This is a genomic window from Empedobacter sp. UBA7611 (assembly GCF_002484365.1).
Classification (GTDB): Bacteria; Bacteroidota; Bacteroidia; order Flavobacteriales; family Weeksellaceae; genus Empedobacter; species Empedobacter falsenii_B.
Genome location: NZ_DLJR01000055.1, coordinates 1 through 25,152, shown reverse-complemented (window position 1 = coordinate 25,152; position 25,152 = coordinate 1). Strand labels below are relative to the sequence as shown.

The window sequence follows — 25,152 nt, the reverse complement described above, 5'->3', positions numbered from 1 at the left end:
GAGCAATGCAATATATTCTGAATGCGATTAGAAGAAATGGAATGCTATTAATTTTTGTCTTTTTAGAGTTAATTGCGTTGTTTCTTGTCTTTAAGAAAAATATTTATCACGAAACTATTCTTGCTTCTGCAAGCACGTCGTTTACAGGTTATGTGGATGATAAAATTGCGAAGGTGACAAACTTTATTCATTTACCGAGTGCCAATAAAGATTTGATGGACGAAAATGCCTTTTTGCGTGAGCAATTGGTGCATTTAGGTATTAAAGATGCGAAAACTAAACAGTTTTACAAATCGGATACCTTAGGTTATCATCAAACGTATTCTTTTGTACCTACAGAGATTGTAAATAACTCGATTATCAAAACGCAAAACCTTTTGACGATTGATAAAGGAACAAATGATGGAATAGAAAAAGGTGACGGAATCATTACAAATAATGGTGTAATTGGTATTGTAACTTTTGCTGGGAAAAATTATTCTCGTGCAATTTCGTTGTTAAACAAGGATATCAATATCAATGCACGTATCAAAGGAAATCAATATTTTGGGACAGTGAAATGGGATGGAAAAGATCCTCGTTTTGTCCAATTATATGAAATTCCGAAATACATCGAAGTGAAAAAAGGAGATATTATCGAAACAGATGGTAAATCGCCAGTTTTCCCAGAAGGAATTATTATAGGTAAAGTTGTAAGCAAAGGAATTGATGAAACGGGAGAAATGAAAGTTCAAGTAAGATTGAAACAAGATTTCGCCAATTTAGCACAAGCTTATGTGGTCACAAACCTTAATAAAGTTGAAATTCAACAAGTAGAAAAATCAGATACAATAACAAGTCCACAGAATGTTCAATAAAGATTTTTTAATCAATATTATCAAGATTATCGTTTTAGCTTTGTTACAAGTTTTTGTGTTTAATCACATCAACTTTTTAGGAAGTTATCAACCATATATCTATATTGTATTTGTATTATTTTATGCGCCTTATCAAAATAAATATGCCTTACTAATCTTATCATTTATGTTAGGATTAATGATAGATATTTTCGAATACACAGGAGGAATTCATGCTTTTGCATTAACACTTATCGCATTTCTTAGAAATCCAATCATCAAACTTTTGGCAGGAAAACAAGATTACGAAATGGAATTTTTCTCTTTCAATTCGTTCAGTTTTGCGCAATGGTTGTTTTATTTGATTATTCTAATTCTTGCACATCATATTATTTTATTACTTCTTGAGAATTTTAAACCATCAGGAATTGGACCTTTGATGCTAAAAGCATTAATCAGTTCGGGAATAACTTTTGTGTTTGTCTTTATTTATAAAATTTTATTTAAAAATAAAGTTGGAGTATGAAAAAGTTGATGGTTGTTTATGCACTCATCCTGTTTATAGTGTTTCTATTTATAGGACGTTTGGCGTATTTGCAATTATTTACAGATCGTTATACGTTAAATGCATTCAATACGTCGATCAAACAAGAAATCATTTATCCCAATCGTGGCGATATTCTTGATCGAAACGGAAAATTGTTGGTGAGTAATACCTATTCGTACGAATTAGATGTTATTCCAGGAAAATTAATTGACAGTTATGGAGAATATATGAATGGTTTTGATAAACCTAAATTCTCTAAAATGATTGGAATTTCTACACAACAATTTGATTCTATTTTAGATAAAATTGTTACTGCAAAAGATTACAAAAAATTATCTCCATATCCTTTTTTAAAGAATATTTCGCGCGAGAATTTTGCTCGTATGCAAGAGCAATTGTACTTGTATCCAGCGTTTAGTATCATCAAACGTCCTGAGCGTAAATACATGGTAAATTCTGCCGGAAATATATTGGGCTATATAAATGAGGCCAATCAATCTTATATCAAAACAGATTCTACCTATTATCAACCTGGAGATTTGGTTGGTATTGCTGGTGTTGAGAAATCGTATGAAAAAGATTTGCGAGGAATAAAAGGTGTAAAAAACTGGATTGTAGACCGAACAATGAATGTTGTTGGTCCATATAAAAACGGAGATTATGATCGACCTGTAAAAAGTGGGAAAACTGTTCATTTGACAATTGATTATCGTTTGCAAGAATTGGCGGAACAAATGCTTCAAAATAAACGTGGGGCAATTGTCGCGCTTGATCCTAATAATGGTGAAATTTTGGCTTTAGCATCCGCACCTACAATTAATCCAAATGATTATTTGAATACCAAGTTGAGAAGTGCATTAATCAACGATTCTATTGCTCGTCCAACTTATGATAGAGCTTTACAAGGAACTTATCCTCCAGGTTCTACATTCAAAATGGTAACGGCTTTGGCTGGTTTACAAATGGGAACGATGACAGAAAAGACAACGTATGTTTGTAAACATGGTTTCCGTTATGGGCGTATGCATATTGGTTGTCACTGTGGAATGTATTATGCACCACAAGGTTTAGAACATGCGATTGGAAAATCGTGTAACAACTATTTCTCAGAGGCTTACCGAGATATTGTTCGTAAAGATCCAAATGATTATAGTGTCGGAATTAATGAATGGGCTTCCATTTTGAATAGTTTCGGATTAGGAAAATTTATGGGAACAGATTTACCTGTTGGTAGCAAAGGTCTTATTCCGACAGCTGAGTTTTACGATAATCGTTTTGGAGAAGGTGTTTGGAATCCTTATCGTATTATTTTTAATGGTATGGGACAAGGAGATATCAATACAACTCCGCTGCAAATGGCAAATTATACAGCAATTATTGCCAACAAAGGATTTTTCTATACACCGCATATTGTACATAGTATTGATGGAAAACCATTGACGGATTCTACTTATATGGTGAAAAAAAATACATTGGTTGATCCAAAACATTTTGACATCATTCAACGCGGAATGCGTAATGTATTTACAATGGGTACAGCTCGTAGTTTTGATACAAGTTCTTTTGTACAATTTGGTAAAACTGGAACTTCTCAGAACTCTCATGGACAAGATCACTCATTATTTGTATTGTTTGCTCCAGCAGATAAACCAAAAATTGCGATTGCTGCAATTGTAGAAAATGGTTCTTGGGGTACAACTTATGCTGGACCAATGGCGAGTTTGATTGCTGAATTGTATGTAACAGATACAATAAAACGTCCTGCGTTAGTGCAACGTATGAAAAATGGTAATCTACAAGGCGAATATCGTCGTCAATGGATAGATTATCTAAAAAGAAAAGGATTATACGTAGAACCTGTAAAAAAGGATTCTATCGGAAATAAAATAGATAGTTTAAAATTAAAAAAAGATTCAACAAAACTAAAACATGAGCCAAAGCAGATTACTAAAAGGAATTGATTGGGCCGTACTGATCCTAGGGTTTCTGATAGTAACTTTCGGGATTATGAATGTGTATAGTGTCAATCCAGATTTAGGTGTAAAACAGCTAATTTGGTTTGGACTTGGGGTGGTGATGATATTGATTTTGATAATTGCGAGTGGAAACAACCGTAATTTTTTCGAAATTTATAGTCCTGTCTTTTATATCATTTCCCTCGTTTTACTCGTCGGAGTTTTGATTGTTGGAAAGGAAATTAATGGTGCAAAAGCGTGGTATCGTTTTGGTCCTCTGAGTTTGCAACCAGCCGAATTTGCTAAGATTGGTACAGCTTTGTTGATTGCTAATTTTATCAATCATTCAAATGCAAATCTAAAAGACTTAGGTTTTATAGGAAAAATATTGTTGATTATCGCAATACCAGTAGTTTTAATTCTTTTACAACCCGATTTAGGATCAGTAATTATTTTCTGTTCATTAAGTATTGCTTTGTACAGAGAAGGACTTAATCCGTGGATAATTTTAGCGCCAATCATATTATTAATCATTTTCTTGATTTCGATTGTACAAATTCCTTTTTATGTCTTACTGATTTTAGGTTTTATAATTCTAACAATTGCGCTACTAATTTTGGCATTTAATTATAATCAAAATATGGTTGATGCAATGCATGGCGTTTTGATTGGATTGTCAATTTTCTTTTTATTATTGATTGGAATCTGTTATTTAGTAGAAGATTTATCAGAAACAACAAGAGAATCTTTTGGACATTTATTCCCAATGCGTTCCTTATTTTTCTCAGAACCGATATTTTTTAATACAACTTTCTTTGGATTGATTGGATTCTTTATATCAATTATTCCAGTTTTAATTTTAAAATTAACCGAACAAAAAGAAATTAATGATTCACCATTCAAAACACAATCTGGATTAGCTGCAAATGTTCTGAATTTTAGTATTATTGTGTCTGTTGTGTTGTTATTATTTGCAAGTACGGTTAGTTTTATTTCTCCGATCATTTTTGAGAAATTACCCAAACACCAAAAAGAGCGTGTGATGGTTTTGTACGAAGGAGAAGCAAAGTATCGTGATACTTCGGGATATAATTTATTGTATGCGAAAACTGCGATTGGTTCGGGCGAATTATATGGAAAAGGTTACAATCAAGGAACTATTAAAAAAGGAAGATTTGTGCCAGAACAACAAACCGATTATATTTTTACAACAGTTGGAGAAGAGTGGGGATTCATTGGTAGTACAACCTTGGTGATTGTTTATGCAGTTTTCGTAGGACGATTATTTTTCTTAGCCGAAATCCAGAAAAATAGATTTGCTCGATTTTACGGATATGCAGTTGCGTCAATTTTATTTTTTCACTTCTTTATCAATATCGCAATGGTAATTGGACTTTTCCCAACGGTTGGTATTCCGTTACCGTTTTTCAGCTACGGAGGAAGTTCGTTGTGGGGATTCACTATTCTGATCGGAATTTTCCTAATCATTCATTACAAGAACAGTCAAGGATTTATTTAGAATAATAATTCAATAAAATAAAAAAGCTACATTGAAAATCAATGTAGCTTTTTCGTTATTATTTCGATACTTCTAACTCAGAAATATGATGAACTTTCTTAATTAATTTATTGTCTTTATCAACCAAAATTAGAGTAGGAGTAGACTCTATTCCAAACTCAGCTGCGATTGGTGAATCCCATCTCAAAAGATCAGTATAATTGTACCAAGGTAAATCTTTTGTAGCGTTATTAAACGCTGTTTGATCGTAGTCTAAAGAAATGGCAACAATTTCTCCGCCTTTTGATTTAAAGTTCTTATAAAACTCTTTAATATGCGGGATCTCTTGTTGACAAGCAGGACACCAAGAAGCCCAGAAAACAATTAATTTTTGATCTGCTTTGATATCATACAATGATTTTTTCCCATTAACAGGTTGAGGAAAAGTGATATTAGGAACTTTACTTCCCACTTGCATAGAAGCGCTTTTTTCCACTTTCTTTTTCAATTGATCTGTTACGTTAGAAGTCAAACCTTTTACTTTATCTACGTATTTTTTATGAAAATTTGCATATTCTTTTTCAGGAACAAAGTTTAAGATAGTTGTCAATACATTTTGACCTCTTGTTGTTTTGATATCTGTTTTAACCAAAATTTCGTCTGTAGCAGCAATTAAATTTCCTTCTACATCTTGATTGTTAGCAACAGCTAATTTTCCATTAATATAAGCAAAAACTAAATCATTAAAGATTCCAGATTGCTCCAATCGTACATCATCTTTTACAAAATGATTTACAATTTCATTTAGGGTTTCAGTATCTTTATTTGTTTGAGCTTTTTGTTTCAAATCATTCAACTCATTAATATAGGTAATTAATGGTGAGAAATTTTCGTTACGTTTCAACTCTTTTATTCGTTTATCTTCTTTTACCATTGCTGTATAAAACTCGTCAGTCGGTTTATACATTTGCATTAAATAAGGAAAAACTTGGTTCTGAATTTCATTTAATGGTTGAAGAGCTAAAACTTTATTGTATTCTTTTTGTGTATTTCCCTCTAAAATTTCAAGCTTAGAAGACATTTCTTGTCCACTTACCGTTTTGAATTTTAGATTTTTGTTATCTGTTAATAACGAAAGATTTTCTCCAGTTGGTAAATCAATACGTACAAAACCATTGTATGCTTTCGGAACTTTTACAGAGAAATTTCCATTGTTGTCAGTAATCGCATTGTTGATTAATTTCATTTCGGCATTCTCGAAAATCTTAACCAAAACAGGTTTGTTAGCATAATTTTCTATTTGTCCAGAAACATTAAATTGGCCAAATACCGAGCTACCTAAAACAACTAATGGTACTATAAATTTATTTTTCATAATTTATTTTGATATAAAAAAAACCTCAATCAAAACGATTGAGGTTTAAAATTATGAATTTATTTTTTAATTAGTTGTCTTTGTCTATAAGAAATTATTCCGGCAATTGTTACCGCTGTAATTACTAATAGAGGAGCATAATCGTCTATTGGAGTTGATAGTATACCTGGAACGTTTGTATCAGGAGGAGGAGGCCCACAATCTGGATCATCTGGATCACAGCCTTGTGCATAAATCGTTAAAGTAAATATGCTAAAAATAAATAAAGTTAAAAGTAATCTATATTTTTTCATAAGGTTAGAGGTTTAATTAATTGTTTTTAGAGAGATAACTTTTCCATCTTTGTAAGTAATTACTATTACATAAACTCCTGATGATGAGCCAAGATTTAATTTATAATCTGAGTTTGTAGATATATCTACATTACGAGTAATTAATCTACCTGTTAAATCATAGATTTCAATATTTGCACTTGTATTATTTTTCTCAAAACGTACATACTTATTAGTATTTTCTTTAAAAATAAACGTACTATTAGATTTTTCAATTTCAGAAGTACCTAAATTACTAGGTTTTTCATTCCAATATAATTCGAACTGATTATTAATATTTGAATTAGCTGTAAAATTTATACTTGTATTTGAATCTATTTCGATTAATTGATTTTTTGATTTGTCTAATAAATAATATTTCCCTATTGATAAATTATCAACTCTATTTAAAATTGATTGTTCAAATAATCTTAAATTAATTGTATAACTATGGCCATCAATTAAATTGTTGAATCCAACACGAATAGGTTTACCAACATAATCATTAGAATTAAATTGGTTTAACAAAGTTTGAGCGTCAATTACAACAGTTCCGTCATTCTTTTCTTCGTATAGAAAGATAGGATTTTTTTCTATATTACTAGTTGTTGAATTTCCTGTTTTATAAAAACTTGAATTAACAAGATATGCAGCATCACCCAATATATTAGTGTTATCTAATAAGAAAAATTCTACCTGAGTAAAATCATTTCCTGCTATTAATCCTTTTTGTTGTAAACTTTCATCATTCAATATATCTGTACTTGCTAAAGAATTACTTAATCTAGCATAAGATCCATTTGAACCTTTAGTTGCAAAATCATAACTAAAAGTTTTTTGTTTATCTGTTATGTTAAAATTTGCTGTAACTATATTACTACCACCATTATTAGCTTTTAACATAGTATAGTAATCTATCTCAAAATACTCAAATGGTTTAACAATTAATGCATCAGGATTACCTGCCCAAAAATAAGGAGTAGTTCCAGAAGTTGCTTTTTGAAGGTAAGCACTAATTCTAGTAGTGTTAGTATTACTTCCTCCTGTTTGCCCATTCCAATCTACAGAATAATTATCAGCTAACTTGTTTATCCTAAATTTAATTGTAGTAGGCTCAAATGTTTCTGTAGGTCCTTTAGTTACACCATTAACAACAAATTTTATCCATGAAGTAGCAATAGAAACATCACTTAAGTCAATATTTGATGTGAAAGGATTTGAAAAACGGTGTAAATTTTTAGCATATCTAGCATTTGTATCTACATTAGTATTATTACCTAAATAAGAATCATAAGTTTCATTATAATTGTTAGTTAAGTTTTTCCATTGCCCCCAAGTTAATTCAGAAAATTCGGCTTTTGTTTTATTTCTAATTCCACTTTCAACATTGTTTAATACGATAGCCTTGTTATTAGGTTTACCATATGTTGAAAATTTTGTACCAGAAATTCCCTCAAGAAAAGTTTTAAAAGGTCCAATCATTGTATTGACAGTGTAGTTAGCTCCTGCAGTAACAAGTGTTCCTGTAGGAACATGGTCATATTCACTTTGTTTAATATCCCAACTTAATAATGTCTGTAAATATCTTGTGGTTCCACAATTAACATCAACTTTACAATCTCCTCTAAATGAATATGAATTTCCAATAATATTTTCGAAAATTTTATCGACATTATCTCCTTGATATGGTAAACCAAATGGAAAATAATCATTAGAAGAAACGTCTATTTTTGAGCGCTCAATAGACACTCGACCTGAAACAGTAGAAGCTCCATCAATTATTAATTGACCATATTGAGTTCCAGTAGTTCCTACAGCGTATCTATTAACAAAGTTTTTTCCAATGGTATTAGCATTACTAAAACCACCTTTAATTTGGATATTCCCTTCATTAATTATTTTTTCAGTAGTACCTCCAGCAGCATCTGTATCAACACTAACATTGCCTCCGTTGTAAAAAAGAGTGTTTGGATTAACTTTGACTATTACAGCGTCTTTGATATATGTATCTTGCGCAGAAGCACTATATATCGCACCTAATGCGAATAAAGCAAGTAGATTCTTTTTCATAAATTATATTATTTTGGTAGGTTTCTTTTTAAAATTATAAAATAATTTCATTACAAAAATAAAAATATTTATTAAAAAGTTACTATACAATAGATTATATTATAACTTTTTCAGGTAAATCTTTAATATTATACATCAAATCAGTAAAAATTTCCTCCGTAACTGCTCGCAATCCTCGAGCTCCTAAACCCAGTTCATTGGCACGGTCTACAATTCTATTTAGGGTTTCGTCCGTCACTACAAGCTCTTTTCCGTCTAGGGCAAAAAGTTTTGTATATTGTTTCATTAGAGAGTTTTTTGGTTCTGTCAAAATAGCTCTCATCGCTTCTTTATCTAATGCTTTAAGATACGTAATAATTGGTAAACGTCCAATTAATTCTGGAATGATACCAAAGTTTTTCAAATCTTGTGCATTTACTTCATCCAAAAGATTTTCGATTTCTTTGTGATCCTCATTCTTGAAACCAATTACGTGTTTCTTCAAACGATCTGCAATGTGTTTTTCTATTCCAGAAAAAGCTCCACCAGCCACAAACAAAATATCTTTTGTATTAACTTCTATAAATTTTTGATCAGGATGTTTACGTCCTCCTTTTGGTGGTACATTAACAATAGTTCCTTCCAAAATTTTAAGTAAAGCTTGTTGTACACCTTCTCCAGAAACGTCACGTGTAATAGATGGATTGTCACTTTTACGTGCAATTTTATCTACTTCGTCAATAAAAACGATTCCTTTTTCGGCAAGCTCTACATTGTAATCAGCAGATTGTAAAAGACGCGTCAAAATACTTTCTACATCTTCTCCTACATATCCAGCTTCTGTAAGTACAGTTGCATCAACGATTGCAAATGGAACATTCAATAATTTAGCAATTGTTTTTGCTAATAATGTTTTTCCACTTCCTGTTTCTCCGACTAAAATAACATTCGATTTGTCAATCTCTACATCATTATCCTTGTCTAATAATATTCTTTTGTAATGATTGTATACGGCAACCGACAATATTTTTTTTGCCTGGTCTTGACCAATCACATAATCATCTAAAAACTCTTTAATTTCTTTCGGAGATTTTAGCGTTAAAGGTTTTATCAAATCGTTATTTTCGTTAAATTTCGATTCCTCTAAAACTATACCATGCGCTTGTTCTATGCAATTATCACAAATATTACCGTCGATTCCAGACACTAAAATATTTACTTCGTTTCTGCTTTTTCCGCAAAAAGAGCACTTATTTTCTTCCAATTTTCTATACTTAATTAAGATGCAAAGGTATTTATTTTCTTTTAGATAGAAAATATTTATTTGTTAATTTCTATCAGTATAAATTATGGTAAAATAAAGGATTAAATTATCCTATTTTAGACTATTGTTTTTTATGCTTCATTCTTATGATTTTACAAATTTTTAAGTATTTGTAAACGAAAAAAAGGATACTCAAAATTTTGAGTATCCTTTTTTTGTATTTGTATTGAATTTAAAATTATTTACGAGGCAATAAAACTTCGTCAATCATTCCATATTCTTTTGCTTCTGTAGACGTCATCCAGTAATCACGTTCACCATCTTTTTCGATTTGCTCGAAAGTTTGACCAGAATGAGTTGCAAGAATATCATATAATTCTTTTTTCAATTTCAAGATTTCCTTCAATGTAATTTCCATATCAGTTGCTTGTCCTTGAGCTCCTCCTAAAGGTTGGTGAATCATCACGCGAGAATGTTTAAGTGCCGAACGTTTTCCTGCTGCACCTGCACACAATAAAACTGCTCCCATAGAAGCTGCCATTCCTGTACAAATTGTTGCAACGTCAGGTTTTACTAACTGCATTGTGTCGTAAATTCCTAATCCTGCATAAACACCACCACCTGGTGAGTTAACATAAATCTGAATGTCTTTTGTTGCATCCACACTTTCTAAGAACAATAATTGCGCTTGAATAATATTGGCAATTTGATCATCGATACCTGTTCCTAAAAAGATGATTCTGTCCATCATCAAACGAGAGAAAACGTCCATTTGTGCAACGTTCAATTTTCTTTCTTCAACGATGTAAGGCGTTGTATTTTGGATGTAACTCTCCATATGTAAAGAGCTAATTCCTTTGTCTAACAGCGCATATTTTTTAAATTCTTCTCCTACGTTTTTCATTATTAAATTTAGATTTTAAATGAAAGGTATAAAGAATTTTTTAGAAGTGATTAAGCTTCTGCTAATTCTTTATTTTTTTCTGTAATAATGTCAACAAACTCGTCAAATGTTACTTCTTTCTCGTTCAATTTTACATTGTTTTTGAAGATGTCTAACATTTTGTCTGTAAACACTTGGTATGATAAACGGTTGTATTCTTCTTGATTCTGTAAAGCAGACATTGCAATTTGTTGTAATGTTTCTTCTGGAATAGAAGTTTGACCGTACATTTTTAATTGATCTTTGATTGCAGCAAAAGCAGCTTCTTTTACTTCCTCAGCATTTACTTCTACATTGTTAACTTCAGCAATTTTAGCTTCGATTAATTGGTAACGTAAACCTTTGTCCATTTTTACCAATTCTTCTTTCGCTTGCTCTTCAGAAGTTACATTTTCGTTAGAAGTGATTAACCATTTTGTTAAAAATTCTGTTGGTAAATCAAATTGAACTGTATCTAATAATTTAGCTACAACATCATTGATAATTTGTTTGTCAGATTCTTTGTTGTACATGTTTTCTGACTCTTCTTTGATTTTGTTACGGAAAGCTTCTTCTGAATCTACAGCTCCTTCTCCATAAACTTTATCAAATAATTCTTGGTTAACTTCAGCTTTTTCAGCTTTGTTAATTTCTTTGATTGTATACGTAACGTTAGTTCCTTCTTCAGAAACTTCTGTGTTCAATTGTTGTGCAGCTTCTTCAGCAGTGTCAAAAATATCGTTAGAATTTACTTCTACAACATCACCAGCTTTTTTACCGATAAATGCAGAAGCATCTTTCAATTCTTCTAAACGGATAAATGTTGGTTTAGCTTCTTGCCCTTCTACAGCAGCTTCTACTTTCAATACAGCTTCAGCTTCAGCTTCAGTTAAAGATTTTAATGATCCAAAACGAGCAGCGAAATTATCTACATATTTTTGGATTTCGTCGTCAGCAACTTTTACTTTGTAGCTTTCAACTTCTACTTTAGATAAATCAACATCAAATTCTGGAGCTAATCCTAATTCGAAATCAAATGATAATTGATCAGCATCCCAATCAACATCTTTCATTACTGGAACTGGATTTCCTAATATTGATAATTTTTCTGTGTTGATGTACTCAGATACACTTTTTTGTAAAATTTCGTTAACTGTATCAAAAATAACAGCTTGTTCGTATTGTTTTTTTACAAAACTCATTGGAACTTGTCCTTTACGGAAACCTTTGATGTTAGCTGTTTTTCTGTATTGGTTCAATACGTCAACTACTTTTTCTTGATAATCTGCCTTATCAACAGTTACAGTTAATACTGCGTTTAATTTGTCTGTTGTATTTTTAGTAATATTCATCTACCTTAAATTTGGAGTGCAAATGTATAAATTATTAATGATTTTTAATAGTAAAAAGTAATATTACAATCAATTCATTCACTATAAATTAACAATTCGGATGGAATCTTATCAAATACTTGATATTTTGATTTTAGATGGAATGATTGAATTGATTATTTACTACTTTTCTGAGGTGATATTTTCAACAATTAAGCCATTTGATTTTTGCTGACACAATGACATAAAAAAATCCAGAATATACGTTCTGGATTTTCAATATTTCGAAAATTTAATTTCTTATAATTCTCCGTAATTTGCGTAAGATTCGTCAAAAACAAAATCCTCCATAAATTTAGTTGTGTAATTACCCGCGATAAAATCTGGATTATCCATCAACTGTAAGTGGAAAGGAATCGTTGTTTTGATACCTTCGATATAAAATTCCCCTAACGCACGTTTCATTTTTGCTATTGCTTCTTCACGCGTTTGTGCAGTAACAATGATTTTTGCAATCATAGAATCGTAATTTGGTGGAATTGTATATCCAGCATAAACGTGTGTATCAACACGAACACCGTTACCACCAGGAATATTAATATTTGAAATTTTCCCTGGAGAAGGGCGGAAGTCGTTATAAGGATCTTCTGCATTGATACGACACTCGATAGAATGTCCGTTTGGATAATAGTTTTGACCAGAGATTGGCTCACCATCCGCTAACATAATTTGTTCACGAATTAAATCGAAACCTGTTACTTGCTCAGTAATTGGATGCTCTACTTGGATACGAGTATTCATTTCCATAAAGTAGAAATCTCCGTGTTTGTCAACTAAGAATTCAATTGTGCCAACACCTTCATAACCTATATATTCACAAGCTTTAACTGCTGCATCTCCCATACGTTGACGTAATTCGTCTGTCATGATTGGAGAAGGGGTTTCTTCTGCTAATTTTTGATTACGACGTTGAATAGAACAGTCACGTTCTGATAAGTGACAAGCTTTACCGTTTTGGTCACTTGCAACTTGAATCTCGATATGACGTGGTTCTTCGATTAATTTTTCCATATACATTCCGTCGTTACCAAAAGCTGCAGCAGCTTCTGTACGAGCAGATTCCCATGCGTGTAATAAATCTTCTTCTTTCCAAATTGCACGCATACCTTTACCACCACCACCGGCAGTAGCTTTCATCATAACTGGGTATTTAATTTCGCGCGCAACTTCTAAGGCTTGCTCATAGCTTTCTAATAAACCATCAGAACCTGGTACTACAGGAACACCAGCTTCTTTCATAGTAGCTTTCGCATTGGCTTTATCTCCCATACGCTCGATATTTTCTGCAGAAGCACCGATGAATTTGATTCCGTTAGAAGCACAGATTTTAGAAAAAGTTGAGTTTTCAGATAAAAACCCGTAACCTGGGTGAATAGCATCCGCGTCAGTAATTTCTGCAGCCGCGATGATGTTAGCCATTTTTAGGTACGAATCTTTACTTGGAGCAGGACCAATACACACAGCTTCGTCAGCGAAACGTACGTGTAATGAAGTCTCGTCTGCTTTAGAGTAAACGGCAACCGTTTTGATTCCCATTTCTTTTGCAGTACGTATAATACGCATTGCAATTTCACCTCTATTAGCGATTAATATCTTTTTAAACATAATTTTTTAGATGTAATTGATTAAGCTGGATCAACTAAGAATAATGGTTGATCGTACTCAACTGGACTAGCGTCGTCCACTAAGATTTTTACAATTTTTCCAGAAACTTCTGATTCGATTTCGTTGAATAGCTTCATTGCTTCAACAATACATAAAACTTTACCTGGAGCAATAGCATCACCTACATTGATAAAAGGTTCTTTACCTGGTCCTGCAGCACGGTAGAAAGTACCAATCATAGGAGATTTAACTGTAATTAAATTACTATTTTCTTCTTCTGTTGATGTTGTAGAGTTATTTGCTGGTGCAGCTGCAGACGCTTGAGGAGCGGCAATTGGAGCTACAGGAGCTTGTGGTACATAAATTTGTTGAGATGCAACTTGTGCAGGTACGCTTGCTAAAGTTTTGATTTTGATTTCGATGTCATCTTGTTTGATGCTTACTTCAGCAACTTCTGCTTTTGATACGAATCTAATTAAATTTTGAATGTCTTTAATGTCCATATAATGCGGTTTTTTATTTGACCTTTTATGTTTGTTTTTTATAAAACGATTTCAAAGGTATTGAAAAAAAAATAAAAAAAGCTGTTTCTTTTTAGAAACAGCTTCAAAATCTTTCGAAGATTATATTATTCAGTAACTTCTTGTACTTTCTCTAATACTACTTTACCTTTGTAGTATAATTTTCCGTCAGACCAGTGAGCTCTGTGATATAAATGTGCTTCACCTGTTGTTTTATCGATTGCTAATTGTGGAGCTTCGATTTTGTAGTGTGTTCTACGTTTATCTCTTCTTGTTGACGACTGTCTTCTCTTAGGATGTGCCATATCTAACTACTTTTTTTTCTTTATTTCTATAATTTATTTTAATAATAAAAACCAATTAAGGTTTTAAATCTTTCAATTTTGCCCAACGAGGATCAATGTCGTTATTATCGTCATCGTCATCATTGTTATCGTCATCGTCATGCTCGTCTTCTGCATCTTCGTCTAATTCGTAAATGCTGTATTGGTCTAACAATTCAATCATTTCAGAATCGCTTTTGCCATTCAAGACATCGGGATGAATTCGTTTTGTTGGTACTGATAGCATTGCTAATTCATAAAAAACTTGTGCAACATTGATTTGGTATTCTTCTCTTGGAATTACCCACATCTCAAAATCAGTATCGTCAAACTCGTCGCCAAATTTAACAATTAATTCTGCATTATTCGAAATTTCTTGCTGAAACAATTCTCCAGTCAAATCACAAGGAACTGTAATGTTCCCTTTTAAGCTGATTTCTAACTCAAGCATTGTAGATTTTTTATCTAAAATAATTGTTGCAATTAAATTAGGATTGTCAAAATCTTGCTCAATTTCAAATAAATCAAAGAACGATTGTGATAATTCGAATGTAAAATCACTCTTACCAAAAGGCAAGCTTGTAAATACAATATTATAATTTTTTAACTTGTCCATACCACAAAAAGGTGTGCAAAGATAATCTAATTTATTTAAAATTAATAGCTCTTTGCAACTTATTTTAAATTTTTATTCTTTATTATCGCCTTTTTCTAATTTTAGATGGATATGTTGCAATACATTTTTTGTTAGCTCTTGGTATTCGTTTCGATTTTTATATAATTCGATCGCTGAAAAAATAGCTTCCTTAAATGATTCTTCGTTTGCAATTCCTTTTCCTGCGATGTCGTAAGCCACACCATGATCTGGCGAAGTTCGTACAAATTTTAATCCAGCTGTATAATTAACGCCTTCATCAAAACTAATTGTTTTGAATGCCACCAATCCTTGATCGTGATACATGGCCAAAACCGCATCAAAAGCGTCTAAATTACTTGGATTGAAAAAACTATCTGCCGAATAAGGTCCAAAAACTAATTGATTTTCGTTAATGCAACGCTCGATAACTGGCGAAATAATTTCTTTTTCTTCTGATCCTAACAGACCATTGTCACCTGCATGAGGATTAAGACCTAAAACTGCAATTTTTGGTTTTTCGATGGCGTAATCTTCAATCAAACTTTTATGAATTTGTTGAATTTTTGCATAAACAGATTTTGGATTAATTTGTTTTGCAACTTCGCTAATTGGAATATGTTGCGTTACTAAACCAACTCTCAATTTTTCTGAAACTAAGAACATCAAAGGTTTTCCTCCCCAAATTTCTCCTAAATATTCGGTATGACCTGGGAAATGAAATTCTTCGGACTGAATATTATCTTTATTAATTGGAGCCGTTACCAAAACATCAGTAAAACCATCTGAAACAGATTTTGCAGCCGCTTTTAATGATTGATAAGCGTGTTCACCAGCTTCTTTGGTTACTTTACCATAATGTACATCAATTTGATCTTTCCAAAGATTAACCACATTGATTTTTCCGTCTACAATTTGATTCGCATCTTGAATACCTTGAAAATTGATTCGGTCAAATTTTAAACGATCTTTTTGATACGATAATAATTTGGTTGAACCGAAAATAACAGGCGTAAAAAACTCTGTTATTTCTTTTTCTTGTAAGGTTTTTAAGATAACCTCAATTCCGATTCCGTTATAATCACCAATCGAGATGGCAACTCTAATTTTTCTATCTTTTTCAGACATAATGTTAGTTTAATATGATTGGCTGGATGGTTTGTATTTTTTTAAAAATCTTTTGTAAATTAAATCTACAATTAAACCTCCAATCCATGATGAAAAGAATAAAACTGGACAGATCGCAATTTCGTACCAAGTTGGGTGATAAGGCGTGATAAGAACGTCGCCTAATGCAACGATTAACACAATAAAACCTACAAACATCGTGTAAGCTTGTTTAGCTCTTCTTACGATAAGTGCTGTTATAACACCTCCAACTAAAGCTGCAATTCCACTAATTGCGAGCATTGATCCAAAAAATTGAACTTCGAATTTTTTTCCTTCTTGGTGCGAAAAGTATTTGATGATGTGTCTCCATTCCGGAAAAACTTTGTTGTCCCATCCCAATCTATCCGCGTTGTATATAAGACCAAATTGTATGATAGCGTAGATAACAGCTAATCCTACTATTACAGCAATTGTGTTTCTTAATACAGTTTTGTCTTTTAGCATAATATTTTATTAGTCTGCAATAGCGATTACAGAAATTTCAACATTTACGTCGCGTGGTAAACGAGCAACTTCTACACATTCGCGTGCAGGATAATTTTCGTCATTAAAATAAGAAGCATAAACTTCGTTAACTGCGTTGAAATCATTCAAATCCTTAACAAAAATTGTTGTTTTTACAACTTGGTCAATTGTTGTTCCGCCAGCTTCTAAAATTGCAATTACATTTTTCATTACTTGATGAACTTCATCTTGAATACCTGTTGTAACCAATTCATTTTTTTCTACATTGAAAGGAATTTGTCCTGATGTGTAAATAAATCCGTTGTATTTTACACCTTGTGAATAAGGTCCAATTGCTTGTGGTGCTTTTTCTGTATGAACGATTTGTTTTTTCATATTAATATTTTTTTAGTAATTAAGTCTTGATCTATCGTTGTATTTTAAATCTTGTAAGATTGATGCTTTGATTCCGATAAAGAAATCATAACTTTTATATGTTCCCATTGGTGTCCAGTTGAATGATAAGGTAAAGCTTCGTAAATCTCTTTCAAAACCAAAACGTACATAAGTTATTTCACTTTTGATGAAATCGTAAGTTGCATTTGCAGAAATTGCCCAATATGGTGTTGGCGAAATTTTACCATTCATTGCAATAGAACCTGTGCTACTTCCTTTTCGTTCTGTTCCTTTGCTATAATTATAACTTAAATTAGCTGTTAAACTCCAAGGAATAGCAAATTGCGCATAATTATCGCTGTCATAATAGAAATTTTCATCACGAACTGTTCCACGTTTTTTATAGTTCTTGGCATCGAAACGTTTTCCACCAAATGTACTATTGTCAAATGTATAACCAGTTCCTAATGTCATATTCGAAATACGAAGATTTCCTAAGCCAAGTTCATCAATGTATTGCGCAACTTCATTTCCTTCAGCATTTATATAACGTTGAATTTTATATGGATTAACAGTTGACGAGAATTGCACATTAACTTTTCTATCAAACAAAGATGTCATTCCATTAATACTAATTGGAGAAAGTTTAAATTCGTCCGCAGAGAAATTATAAGAAGAACTCAAACGTAAATATTCAAAAATCTTTACTTTTTTGAAACCTTTCGGGTCATTTACATCTTTTACTTTCATCTCTAAGTTGTTCGAAATTCCAAAGTTTAATGAATTTGTCAAACCAGGAATTGATACACCATACAACATGTTTTGATATTGATTGTACCAAACTTCTTCTTGATTTTGGTTTTGATAAGCTTTGTAATATCCCCAAGATTGACTTTGGAAATCCGGCGTATAACTATAACCAATAGATGGTGTAATCACGTGCTGAATTCCTAAAATCTTAGCATCTTTATTTGGATTAAGATATAATCCATAAATATTAGTTGAAACAGAAGCATTGAAATTAAATGTTCGATATGAATTGAATCCTTTCAATGTTGTGTCCTCTATTTTTCCGTTAACAGAATTGTAGTTTTTAATCAAACGATTATCACCCCAAACTTCATTATAGTCAGAAGAAAGTGTTAATGGGAAATAATTAGCAAGTGTAATACCTGTCTGCAAACCAATTTTGTGATTCGCACCCATTCGCATTTGATCTTTCCACATTTTGTCTGTAAAGATGTCTTTGTCGTTGGTGTTAACTTCATTTCCAGCTTGCATACTATACGTTAAACCAAGATTCTGAATTAAACCTTCTTTTGGCATATTTTTCTTTGCAAATGGGAAAATACGAGACATCGTCAAGTTGAAACGAGGAAATGCAATGTTAATATCTCCAGTATTGTAATTTTGAGAGTGCGACATACTCAACTGAGCTGTTAGTGGAGCATTCTCAAAGTTTTTTGTTAAGTTAATAGACGAGTTAACGTTGTTTGTAAAAACTTGTCCAGTATTAATGTATTGATTTCGTACAGATTCACGGTAATATTTCGAACTCGAAAAGTTAACATTGGCATTGAATAACCAATATGGATTTGCTTTCGGATCTTGGCTATGTGACCACATAACACCAAACATACTTTGTTTAGAAAAGGCATTAGAACCTTCGGTAAGACCTTTGATACCAGTTAAGCGATTTTCTACATTCGCTGCAAGTCGCCCATTGTATTTGTAACGTTTTTTATAGGTAGACTCGGCTCTAGTAGCCCAACTACCTTTTGTATAGATATCTCCCGAAAGTTTTAAATCAAAATTATCTCCAAATGGAACATAAAACCCTAAATCTTCGATAAAGAAACCAAGATTTGTACGCTCACCTGGGCGAGGCATCAAAATACCTGCGGCACGTTTTGCACCCATCGCTGGGATGTAACCAAATGGCAATGCTAAGGGCGTTGGTACGTCATAAATCCACATATTGATAGGTCCGGTAATTAATGTTTTCTTACCATTTTTATCAATCATTTTTCCTTCTTTGGCGCGAAGAAAATAATCTGGTCGAGTATCTTTTCCTTCTTTAAAATAAGTATCCGTTGTAAAATCGGCACGTTTTAACAACATTACCGAATCATTGACACGCTTCGCTTTATCAGCAATGATGATTCCATCTTCTTGCGTCATGCGAATGTTATATGCAATTCCAACTTTCGTTTTGAAATTTACTTTGAAAGCATCTTGCAAAATTTCTTGTTGACCTTGTGTAAACTTAGTTTTTTCAATAATATTCCCAATAGAATCGCGCTTACCTTCGGCATATACATCACCTGTATCCCAATTTAGTTCGATATAATCTGCATCAATAGTCATATCGCCGTAAACTACATGTGCCTTACGCAAAAGGTAAGTCATACGTTTTTTACGATTATGTATTTCGTCCTCGGAATTGTGCTCTACCACAAACTCTAATTTCTCTTTTACAGGGATAATAGTATCTAATTTTACTGAATCAGAAACTATCTTAGAGTGATCTTTATCGTTATTATTTTGCTTAACTTGTCCAAAAGAAACGGTGCAAACCATAACTGGACTAAAAAATAAAATCGATTTAATTGCCTTTGTAAACAAATTGAAAAACTTATTTTTTATAAATTGCGTCAAAATTAATCAAAAAAACAAACCTATAGTATGAGTTTAAAAATGATTAACATACAAAAGTATTTATTTTTTGCGATGATGATGGTATTTTCTACATTTTCATTTGCACAAAAAAAGCAAAATTTTGTAATTGTTATTGATGCTGGTCATGGTGGACATGATGCTGGAGCAAGGGGAGTCGCTGATTATGAAAAGAATATCACGTTAGATGTTTCGAAAAGATTGGCGGAATTAATTAAGAAAAATCACAAAGATGTTAAAGTTGTTTTAACACGTGATACAGATATTTTTTTAGAATTATGGGAACGTACACGAATTTCAAATGATAATCATGCGAATTTATTTGTCTCGATTCACTGTAATTCGGCTGATAACAAAAGCGCAACGGGAACAGAAACATTTGTAATGGGATTGAAACGATCTAACGAAACAGATGAAGTTTCTAAACGTGAAAACTCGGTTGTGTTTTTAGAGAAAGATCAAGAACGTTACGAAAAATTTAATCCAAATGATCCGGAAGCGGTTATCGCTTTTGAGATTATGAATGCAGCTTATAAAGAACAATCTATTCGTTTTGCAGATTTGGTAGAAAAAGGTTTCGTAAATCGTGATTTCAGAAAAAGTAGAGGTGTTAAACAAGCAAATTTTCACGTGTTGAGAGGAAATGCTTCTCCTTCTGTTTTGGTAGAGTTAGGATTTATTTCGAATTATGATGAAGGAACATTTTTAGCATCAGACGAAGGAAAAGATAAAACGACGACTACAATTTATGAAGCTTTTAAACAATTCAAAAAAGAATATGATCGTAGAAGTGGAGTAGAGGACGAGGACGAAAAACCTAAACCAGTTAAAAAAGTTGAAAAACCTGTAGAAGGAAAAAAATTGAAGGTAAGGGTAATGGAGTCTAAAATGAAATTTTCTTCAACTTCGCCGCAATTAAGAGGTTTAACAGATTTAGATGTAATTCAGGAAGGTGATAATTACGTGTATTATTACGGAGAAACAGATTTACAATCTCGTGCAGATGATTTGTTGCAAACGGTAAAACGTAAAGGATTTTCTGGTGCAAAAATTGTAGAATTTGAAACGAATAAAAAATTAGAAGGTGGTAAAAATTATCGTGTTCAGTTTATGACATCAAATAAAAAATATAAAGACAAAGACGAAAAATTTAATGGATTGACAAATGTGTTGCGAGTAAAAGAAGGTGGACTTCAGAAATATTATTATGGCTCTGATAAAACAATGGAATCTGCTCAAAAAACATTGAAACAAGTACAAGACAAAGGTTTTAGAAACGCCTTTATCGTTACATTTAATGGTGAAGAACCAATGTAAACGTAATATAAAATGTTTCTTTACAAATTAAATTTTATTTTTGCATAAAATCATAACAAGTGAAGTTATCTAAAGAATTAAAAATAGGAGTTGTTACCATCTTAACCTTAGTAGGTTTTTTCATGCTATTCAATTTCTTAAAAGGTCAAAATATTTTTTCATCAGGACGTTTGTTTACTGTAAAATACGAAAATGTAAGCGGATTAGCTCCTTCTAAACCTGTTTCTGTAAACGGTTTGAGAGTTGGTCAGGTGAAAGAAATTAAAATTATAGATACTGCAAAACCTATCTATTTTGAAGTCGTGATTTCTGTCGAAAAAGATATTCAATTTTCGAAAAAAACAATTGCAGAAATTTACGAACCAGGAATTATGTCTGGACCAGAAGTTAGACTTTTATTAGACTATGGACCAGATGTAGCAAAAGATGGAGACTTTTTACAAGGTCGTATTGCAGGCGGAATGTTAGATGGTTTGACGAAACAATTAACACCAACTCAAGCAAAATTAGACAGTGTTTTATTAAGTTTTAATCAAACATTAGGAAGTGTAAATAACGTATTAGATCCGTCAACTCAACAAGATATTAAAGCAATGTTGAGAAATTTGAATCATACAATTGATTCGTTCGACAAAACAGCGCAATCGTTGACTGCAACATCAAATAGTGCAAATAATTTGATCAAAACAAACGAGAAAACATTGAACACAACGCTTAACAATGCAAGTGCTACAATGGCTTCTGCAAAAGCTACGGTTGACAAATTTGGAAAAACTGCGGATAAATTAAACGCGTTAGAATTAGATCAAGTGATTAAGAATTTCGAAAATGCGTCTAAAAACTTAAATACATTGTTAGAAGATATGAACAATGGAAAAGGTTCTTTAGGAAAATTAGCAAAAGATGAAACGCTTGCCAACGAACTTGAAGCAACAATCAAAAATATGAATGAATTGGTAACAGACTTAAAGAAAAACCCAAGTCGTTATGTTAATATCTCTGTTTTTGGTAAAAAGCAACCAGTTCAGCCATAAGATCAAAACTAAAATTAAATACTCAAAACTCACAAAAAGACTAATAAAAAATGATGAAGTACATTCCAAATGTAATCTTTCTTCTAATTATGATAGGAAGTATTTGGTTCTTTGCACAAAACGTAAAGAAACTTATACGTAACATCAAATTAGGGAAAGAAATCGATCGTTTCGATCATCCTGCAGAAAGGTGGAAAACGATGGCTCGTGTAGCTTTAGGACAAGGTAAAATGACTGTTCGTCCTCTTGCTGGTATTCTGCATATCTTTGTTTATGTAGGATTTGTTTTAATCAATATCGAAGTATTAGAAATTATCATCGATGGTGTATTCGGAACACACCGTATTTTAAGTTTCCTAGGAGGTTTCTATAACGGAATGATTGGATTTTTCGAGATTTTAGCCTTTTTGGTGATGGTTTCGTGTATCATTTTCTTCTGTAGAAGAAACTTTGTAAAAGTTGGACGTTTCTGGAAGCCAGAAATGAAAGGCTGGGCAAAAGACGATGCTAATTATATCCTAATTATGGAGGTTGCATTTATGTTGGCTTTATTTACAATGAACGGTGCAGATCAAGTGTTACAAAAAATGGGTGCGCCTCATTATATCGAAGCAGGATCTTTTCCAATTTCATCTTGGTTAACGGCGCCAATTATTAGTCAATTCAACGACATCACATTTATTACAATTATAGAAAGAGCAGCTTGGTGGTTTCATATCATCGGAATTTTCTTTTTCTTAAATTATTTGTATTATTCAAAACATTTACACATCATTTTGGCTTTTCCAAATACATGGTTTTCTAAGTTAGAACCAAAAGGAGAATTCAATAATTTACAATCTGTAACAGATGAGGTAAAAATGATGATGGATCCAAATGCAGATCCTTACGCAGCACCTGCCGAACCACAGGGAGAGCCAGAAACATTTGGAGCAAAAGATATTTTTGATTTAAACAGAGTACAATTATTGAATGCCTACACATGTACGGAGTGTGGGCGTTGTACATCTGAATGTCCAGCAAATTTGACAGGGAAAAAATTATCTCCTCGAAAAATTATGATGGATACTCGTGATCGTTTAGAAGAAGTAAGTAAAAACATCGATGCAAACGGAAGTTTTGTGGATGATGGTAAAATGCTTGTCAACGATTACATTTCACCAGAAGAATTATGGGCATGTACATCTTGTAATGCATGTACACAGGCTTGTCCAGTAAATATCGATCCGTTATCAATTATTGTTGATTTACGTCGTTATTTGGTAATGGAACAATCTGCTGCACCAAACGAGTTGAACATGATGATGACAAATGTCGAAAACAATGGAGCTCCTTGGCAATTTAACAATGCGGATAGATTGAATTGGGCAAACGATTAAAATTGTAAAATACAATTACTCATTCTCAAAGAACTATTAATTTTTGTACATAACACACAAACACAGCACACATGGAAAATTTCTTAGAGGAAAAAATTGAAAACGGAGAAAGAGTAAGTCCTATTTTACCAGAAAATGTTAAAAATTATTTAATTGACATTGATGGAACAATTTGCGATGATATTCCAAACGAAGAACCAGAACGTATGCTAACAGCAGAATTATATCCAGATGCTTTAGAAACATTAAACAAATGGTACGACGAAGGACATATTATCACATTTTTTACATCACGTACAGAAGAACATCGTGAGTACACAGAAATTTGGTTGAAAAAACATGGTTTCAAATACCATGGACTTTTAATGGGAAAACCTCGTGGAGGAAATTATCATTGGGTTGACAACCATTTAGTAAAAGCGACACGATACAATGGTAAATTTACAGATTTGGTTGAAAAAAATGTTTCGATTCAAGTTTTTGATGATGGAAAACATTAAACCAAATCCATTCAAATAACACAAAGACTACAAAAAAATATGTCAAATATTACAGTTAAAACAATGGCTCAATATATGGCCGAAGGCAAACAACCAGAAGTTTTGTTTTGGGTTGGTTGCGCCGGAAGTTTTGATGACAGAGCTAAAAAAATAACACGAGCATTCGTTAAAATTTTAAATAATATTGGCGTAGAATTCGCCGTTTTAGGAACAGAAGAATCGTGTACAGGTGATCCTGCAAAGCGTGCTGGTAACGAATTTGTTTTCCAAATGCAAGCTATGATGAATATTGAAGTTCTGAATGCTTACGAAGTGAAAAAAATCGTTACAACTTGTCCACATTGTTTCAATACGTTGAAAAATGAATATCCAAGTTTAGGTGGAGAGTATGAAGTTTTGCATCATTCTCAATATTTACAGCAGTTAATCAACGAAGGTAAATTGAAATTAGAAGGTTCTGAAACGTTCAAAGGAAGACGAATCACTTTCCACGATCCTTGTTATTTAGGTCGCGGTAACGATGTGTACGAAGCGCCTCGCGAATTAATCGAAAAATTAGATGCCGAATTAGTCGAAATGAAACGTTGCAAAACACGTGGATTATGTTGTGGTGCTGGTGGAGCGCAGATGTTCAAAGAACCAGAAAAAGGAAACAAAGACATCAATGTAGAACGTACAGAAGAGGCTTTAGAGAAAGAGCCGCACATTATCGCAACAGGTTGTCCATTTTGTAATACAATGATGACAGACGGTGTAAAACACTTCGAAAAAGAATCAACGGTTATGGTAAAAGACTTAGCTGAATTGATTATGGAAGCGAAAGATTTATAATCGAATTTATAAAAATAATATAAAAAAGCCATCTCTTTGAGATGGCTTTTTTATGTAAAAATTTTAGCTTTCTAACATCTAACATCTAACATCTAACATCTAACATCTAACATCTAACATCTAACATCTAACATCTAACATCTAACATCTAACATTGGATATCCCCCTGAATTT

The 25,152-nt window shown here is 32.4% G+C and carries 23 protein-coding genes; 9 read left to right on the top strand and 14 right to left on the bottom strand.

The genetic code is table 11. The features are described 5' to 3' along the window. Nucleotides 1–5: 5 nt before the first annotated feature. From mreC to rodA, 4 genes are read left to right on the top strand one after another with little or no spacing between them, the layout of a single operon-like run. Nucleotides 6–857, top strand: a complete 852-nt coding sequence (gene mreC / locus B3R94_RS09480) for a rod shape-determining protein MreC (protein ID WP_115001503.1) — start codon at nt 6–8, stop codon at nt 855–857. After that, entirely contained in the window at nt 847–1,362 is a 516-nt protein-coding gene (gene mreD, locus B3R94_RS09475) for a rod shape-determining protein MreD (RefSeq protein WP_115001501.1), read from the top strand. The genes mreC and mreD overlap by 11 nt, the downstream gene beginning before the upstream one ends. Further along, nucleotides 1,359–3,344 carry a peptidoglycan D,D-transpeptidase FtsI family protein gene (locus B3R94_RS09470; protein ID WP_291100343.1) on the top strand — a complete coding sequence of 662 codons (1,986 nt, stop codon included), beginning with the start codon at nt 1,359–1,361 and terminating at the stop codon, nt 3,342–3,344. The genes mreD and B3R94_RS09470 overlap by 4 nt, the downstream gene beginning before the upstream one ends. Further along, nucleotides 3,313–4,857, top strand: coding sequence for a rod shape-determining protein RodA (gene rodA / locus B3R94_RS09465; RefSeq protein WP_291100340.1), 1,545 nt, complete (start codon nt 3,313–3,315; stop codon nt 4,855–4,857). Before B3R94_RS09470 ends, rodA begins: the two co-directional genes overlap by 32 nt. 58 nt (nt 4,858–4,915) lie before the next feature. Here rodA and B3R94_RS09460 read toward each other — a convergent pair whose 3' ends face one another. The 14 genes from B3R94_RS09460 to B3R94_RS09395 all read right to left on the bottom strand — a co-directional run bounded on the left by B3R94_RS09460 (nt 4,916) and on the right by B3R94_RS09395 (nt 19,866). Next, nucleotides 4,916–6,211 carry a TlpA family protein disulfide reductase gene (locus B3R94_RS09460; protein WP_291100337.1) on the bottom strand — a complete coding sequence of 432 codons (1,296 nt, stop codon included), beginning with the start codon at nt 6,209–6,211 and terminating at the stop codon, nt 4,916–4,918. Between the two features lie 59 nt (nt 6,212–6,270). Continuing rightward, nucleotides 6,271–6,504 carry a hypothetical protein gene (locus B3R94_RS09455; RefSeq protein WP_291100334.1) on the bottom strand — a complete coding sequence of 78 codons (234 nt, stop codon included), beginning with the start codon at nt 6,502–6,504 and terminating at the stop codon, nt 6,271–6,273. 12 nt (nt 6,505–6,516) lie between these two features. Beyond that, nucleotides 6,517–8,592 carry a T9SS type A sorting domain-containing protein gene (locus B3R94_RS09450; RefSeq protein WP_291100331.1) on the bottom strand — a complete coding sequence of 692 codons (2,076 nt, stop codon included), beginning with the start codon at nt 8,590–8,592 and terminating at the stop codon, nt 6,517–6,519. Nucleotides 8,593–8,686: 94 nt separating this feature from the next. Further along, nucleotides 8,687–9,835 (bottom strand): ATP-dependent Clp protease ATP-binding subunit ClpX, encoded by a 1,149-nt coding sequence (gene clpX, locus B3R94_RS09445; RefSeq protein ID WP_219033628.1) that lies wholly within the window; start codon nt 9,833–9,835, stop codon nt 8,687–8,689. Nucleotides 9,836–10,073: 238 nt separating this feature from the next. Then, nucleotides 10,074–10,739, bottom strand: coding sequence for an ATP-dependent Clp endopeptidase proteolytic subunit ClpP (clpP, locus tag B3R94_RS09440; protein WP_115001487.1), 666 nt, complete (start codon nt 10,737–10,739; stop codon nt 10,074–10,076). A gap of 50 nt (nt 10,740–10,789) precedes the next feature. Next, nucleotides 10,790–12,109: a trigger factor gene (locus B3R94_RS09435; protein WP_038331998.1), complete on the bottom strand. Its 1,320-nt coding sequence runs from the start codon at nt 12,107–12,109 to the stop codon at nt 10,790–10,792. Nucleotides 12,110–12,388: 279 nt separating this feature from the next. Further along, the gene (gene accC / locus B3R94_RS09430) at nt 12,389–13,753 is read right to left on the bottom strand and encodes an acetyl-CoA carboxylase biotin carboxylase subunit (RefSeq protein ID WP_038332000.1); all 1,365 of its coding nucleotides are present in this window, start codon (nt 13,751–13,753) and stop codon (nt 12,389–12,391) included. A 20-nt stretch (nt 13,754–13,773) separates the two neighbouring features. Next, the gene (gene accB, locus B3R94_RS09425) at nt 13,774–14,256 is read right to left on the bottom strand and encodes an acetyl-CoA carboxylase biotin carboxyl carrier protein (protein ID WP_125348723.1); all 483 of its coding nucleotides are present in this window, start codon (nt 14,254–14,256) and stop codon (nt 13,774–13,776) included. Between the two features lie 125 nt (nt 14,257–14,381). Continuing rightward, a complete protein-coding gene (rpmF, locus tag B3R94_RS09420) occupies nt 14,382–14,579 on the bottom strand; it encodes a 50S ribosomal protein L32 (protein ID WP_019975824.1) in 198 nt (65 codons plus the stop codon). A gap of 55 nt (nt 14,580–14,634) precedes the next feature. Continuing rightward, entirely contained in the window at nt 14,635–15,213 is a 579-nt protein-coding gene (locus tag B3R94_RS09415; RefSeq protein ID WP_291100326.1) for a YceD family protein, read from the bottom strand. Between the two features lie 72 nt (nt 15,214–15,285). Beyond that, the gene (gene pdxA / locus B3R94_RS09410) at nt 15,286–16,359 is read right to left on the bottom strand and encodes a 4-hydroxythreonine-4-phosphate dehydrogenase PdxA (RefSeq protein ID WP_125348727.1); all 1,074 of its coding nucleotides are present in this window, start codon (nt 16,357–16,359) and stop codon (nt 15,286–15,288) included. Between the two features lie 9 nt (nt 16,360–16,368). Then, the gene (locus B3R94_RS09405) at nt 16,369–16,845 is read right to left on the bottom strand and encodes a hypothetical protein (RefSeq protein ID WP_125348729.1); all 477 of its coding nucleotides are present in this window, start codon (nt 16,843–16,845) and stop codon (nt 16,369–16,371) included. A gap of 9 nt (nt 16,846–16,854) precedes the next feature. Continuing rightward, entirely contained in the window at nt 16,855–17,241 is a 387-nt protein-coding gene (locus B3R94_RS09400) for a RidA family protein (RefSeq protein WP_125348731.1), read from the bottom strand. Between the two features lie 12 nt (nt 17,242–17,253). Then, a complete protein-coding gene (locus B3R94_RS09395; RefSeq protein ID WP_291100323.1) occupies nt 17,254–19,866 on the bottom strand; it encodes a putative LPS assembly protein LptD in 2,613 nt (870 codons plus the stop codon). A 72-nt stretch (nt 19,867–19,938) separates the two neighbouring features. Here B3R94_RS09395 and B3R94_RS09390 point away from each other — a divergent pair, with 72 nt between their 5' ends. From B3R94_RS09390 to B3R94_RS09370, 5 genes are all read left to right on the top strand, one after another. Next, a complete protein-coding gene (locus tag B3R94_RS09390; RefSeq protein WP_257467976.1) occupies nt 19,939–21,234 on the top strand; it encodes an N-acetylmuramoyl-L-alanine amidase family protein in 1,296 nt (431 codons plus the stop codon). Nucleotides 21,235–21,293: 59 nt separating this feature from the next. After that, complete coding sequence (locus B3R94_RS09385) at nt 21,294–22,268, top strand: MlaD family protein (protein ID WP_280036025.1); 975 nt, start codon at nt 21,294–21,296, stop codon at nt 22,266–22,268. A 53-nt stretch (nt 22,269–22,321) separates the two neighbouring features. After that, nucleotides 22,322–23,647: a (Fe-S)-binding protein gene (locus tag B3R94_RS09380; protein ID WP_291100377.1), complete on the top strand. Its 1,326-nt coding sequence runs from the start codon at nt 22,322–22,324 to the stop codon at nt 23,645–23,647. Nucleotides 23,648–23,718: 71 nt separating this feature from the next. Next, nucleotides 23,719–24,147: an LNS2 domain-containing protein gene (locus B3R94_RS09375; protein ID WP_125348737.1), complete on the top strand. Its 429-nt coding sequence runs from the start codon at nt 23,719–23,721 to the stop codon at nt 24,145–24,147. A gap of 39 nt (nt 24,148–24,186) precedes the next feature. Further along, entirely contained in the window at nt 24,187–24,978 is a 792-nt protein-coding gene (locus B3R94_RS09370) for a (Fe-S)-binding protein (protein WP_038332021.1), read from the top strand. Nucleotides 24,979–25,152 lie beyond the last annotated feature (174 nt).

Coding starts and splice junctions, on each gene's coding strand:
- mreC (WP_115001503.1), top strand. CDS start 6: ATGCAATATATTCTGAATGCGATTAGAAGAAATGGAATGCTATTAATT.
- mreD (WP_115001501.1), top strand. CDS start 847: ATGTTCAATAAAGATTTTTTAATCAATATTATCAAGATTATCGTTTTA.
- B3R94_RS09470 (WP_291100343.1), top strand. CDS start 1,359: ATGAAAAAGTTGATGGTTGTTTATGCACTCATCCTGTTTATAGTGTTT.
- rodA (WP_291100340.1), top strand. CDS start 3,313: ATGAGCCAAAGCAGATTACTAAAAGGAATTGATTGGGCCGTACTGATC.
- B3R94_RS09460 (WP_291100337.1), bottom strand. CDS start 6,211: ATGAAAAATAAATTTATAGTACCATTAGTTGTTTTAGGTAGCTCGGTA.
- B3R94_RS09455 (WP_291100334.1), bottom strand. CDS start 6,504: ATGAAAAAATATAGATTACTTTTAACTTTATTTATTTTTAGCATATTT.
- B3R94_RS09450 (WP_291100331.1), bottom strand. CDS start 8,592: ATGAAAAAGAATCTACTTGCTTTATTCGCATTAGGTGCGATATATAGT.
- clpP (WP_115001487.1), bottom strand. CDS start 10,739: ATGAAAAACGTAGGAGAAGAATTTAAAAAATATGCGCTGTTAGACAAA.
- B3R94_RS09435 (WP_038331998.1), bottom strand. CDS start 12,109: ATGAATATTACTAAAAATACAACAGACAAATTAAACGCAGTATTAACT.
- accC (WP_038332000.1), bottom strand. CDS start 13,753: ATGTTTAAAAAGATATTAATCGCTAATAGAGGTGAAATTGCAATGCGT.
- accB (WP_125348723.1), bottom strand. CDS start 14,256: ATGGACATTAAAGACATTCAAAATTTAATTAGATTCGTATCAAAAGCA.
- rpmF (WP_019975824.1), bottom strand. CDS start 14,579: ATGGCACATCCTAAGAGAAGACAGTCGTCAACAAGAAGAGATAAACGT.
- B3R94_RS09415 (WP_291100326.1), bottom strand. CDS start 15,213: ATGGACAAGTTAAAAAATTATAATATTGTATTTACAAGCTTGCCTTTT.
- pdxA (WP_125348727.1), bottom strand. CDS start 16,359: ATGTCTGAAAAAGATAGAAAAATTAGAGTTGCCATCTCGATTGGTGAT.
- B3R94_RS09405 (WP_125348729.1), bottom strand. CDS start 16,845: ATGCTAAAAGACAAAACTGTATTAAGAAACACAATTGCTGTAATAGTA.
- B3R94_RS09400 (WP_125348731.1), bottom strand. CDS start 17,241: ATGAAAAAACAAATCGTTCATACAGAAAAAGCACCACAAGCAATTGGA.
- B3R94_RS09390 (WP_257467976.1), top strand. CDS start 19,939: ATGATTAACATACAAAAGTATTTATTTTTTGCGATGATGATGGTATTT.
- B3R94_RS09380 (WP_291100377.1), top strand. CDS start 22,322: ATGAAGTACATTCCAAATGTAATCTTTCTTCTAATTATGATAGGAAGT.
- B3R94_RS09375 (WP_125348737.1), top strand. CDS start 23,719: ATGGAAAATTTCTTAGAGGAAAAAATTGAAAACGGAGAAAGAGTAAGT.
- B3R94_RS09370 (WP_038332021.1), top strand. CDS start 24,187: ATGTCAAATATTACAGTTAAAACAATGGCTCAATATATGGCCGAAGGC.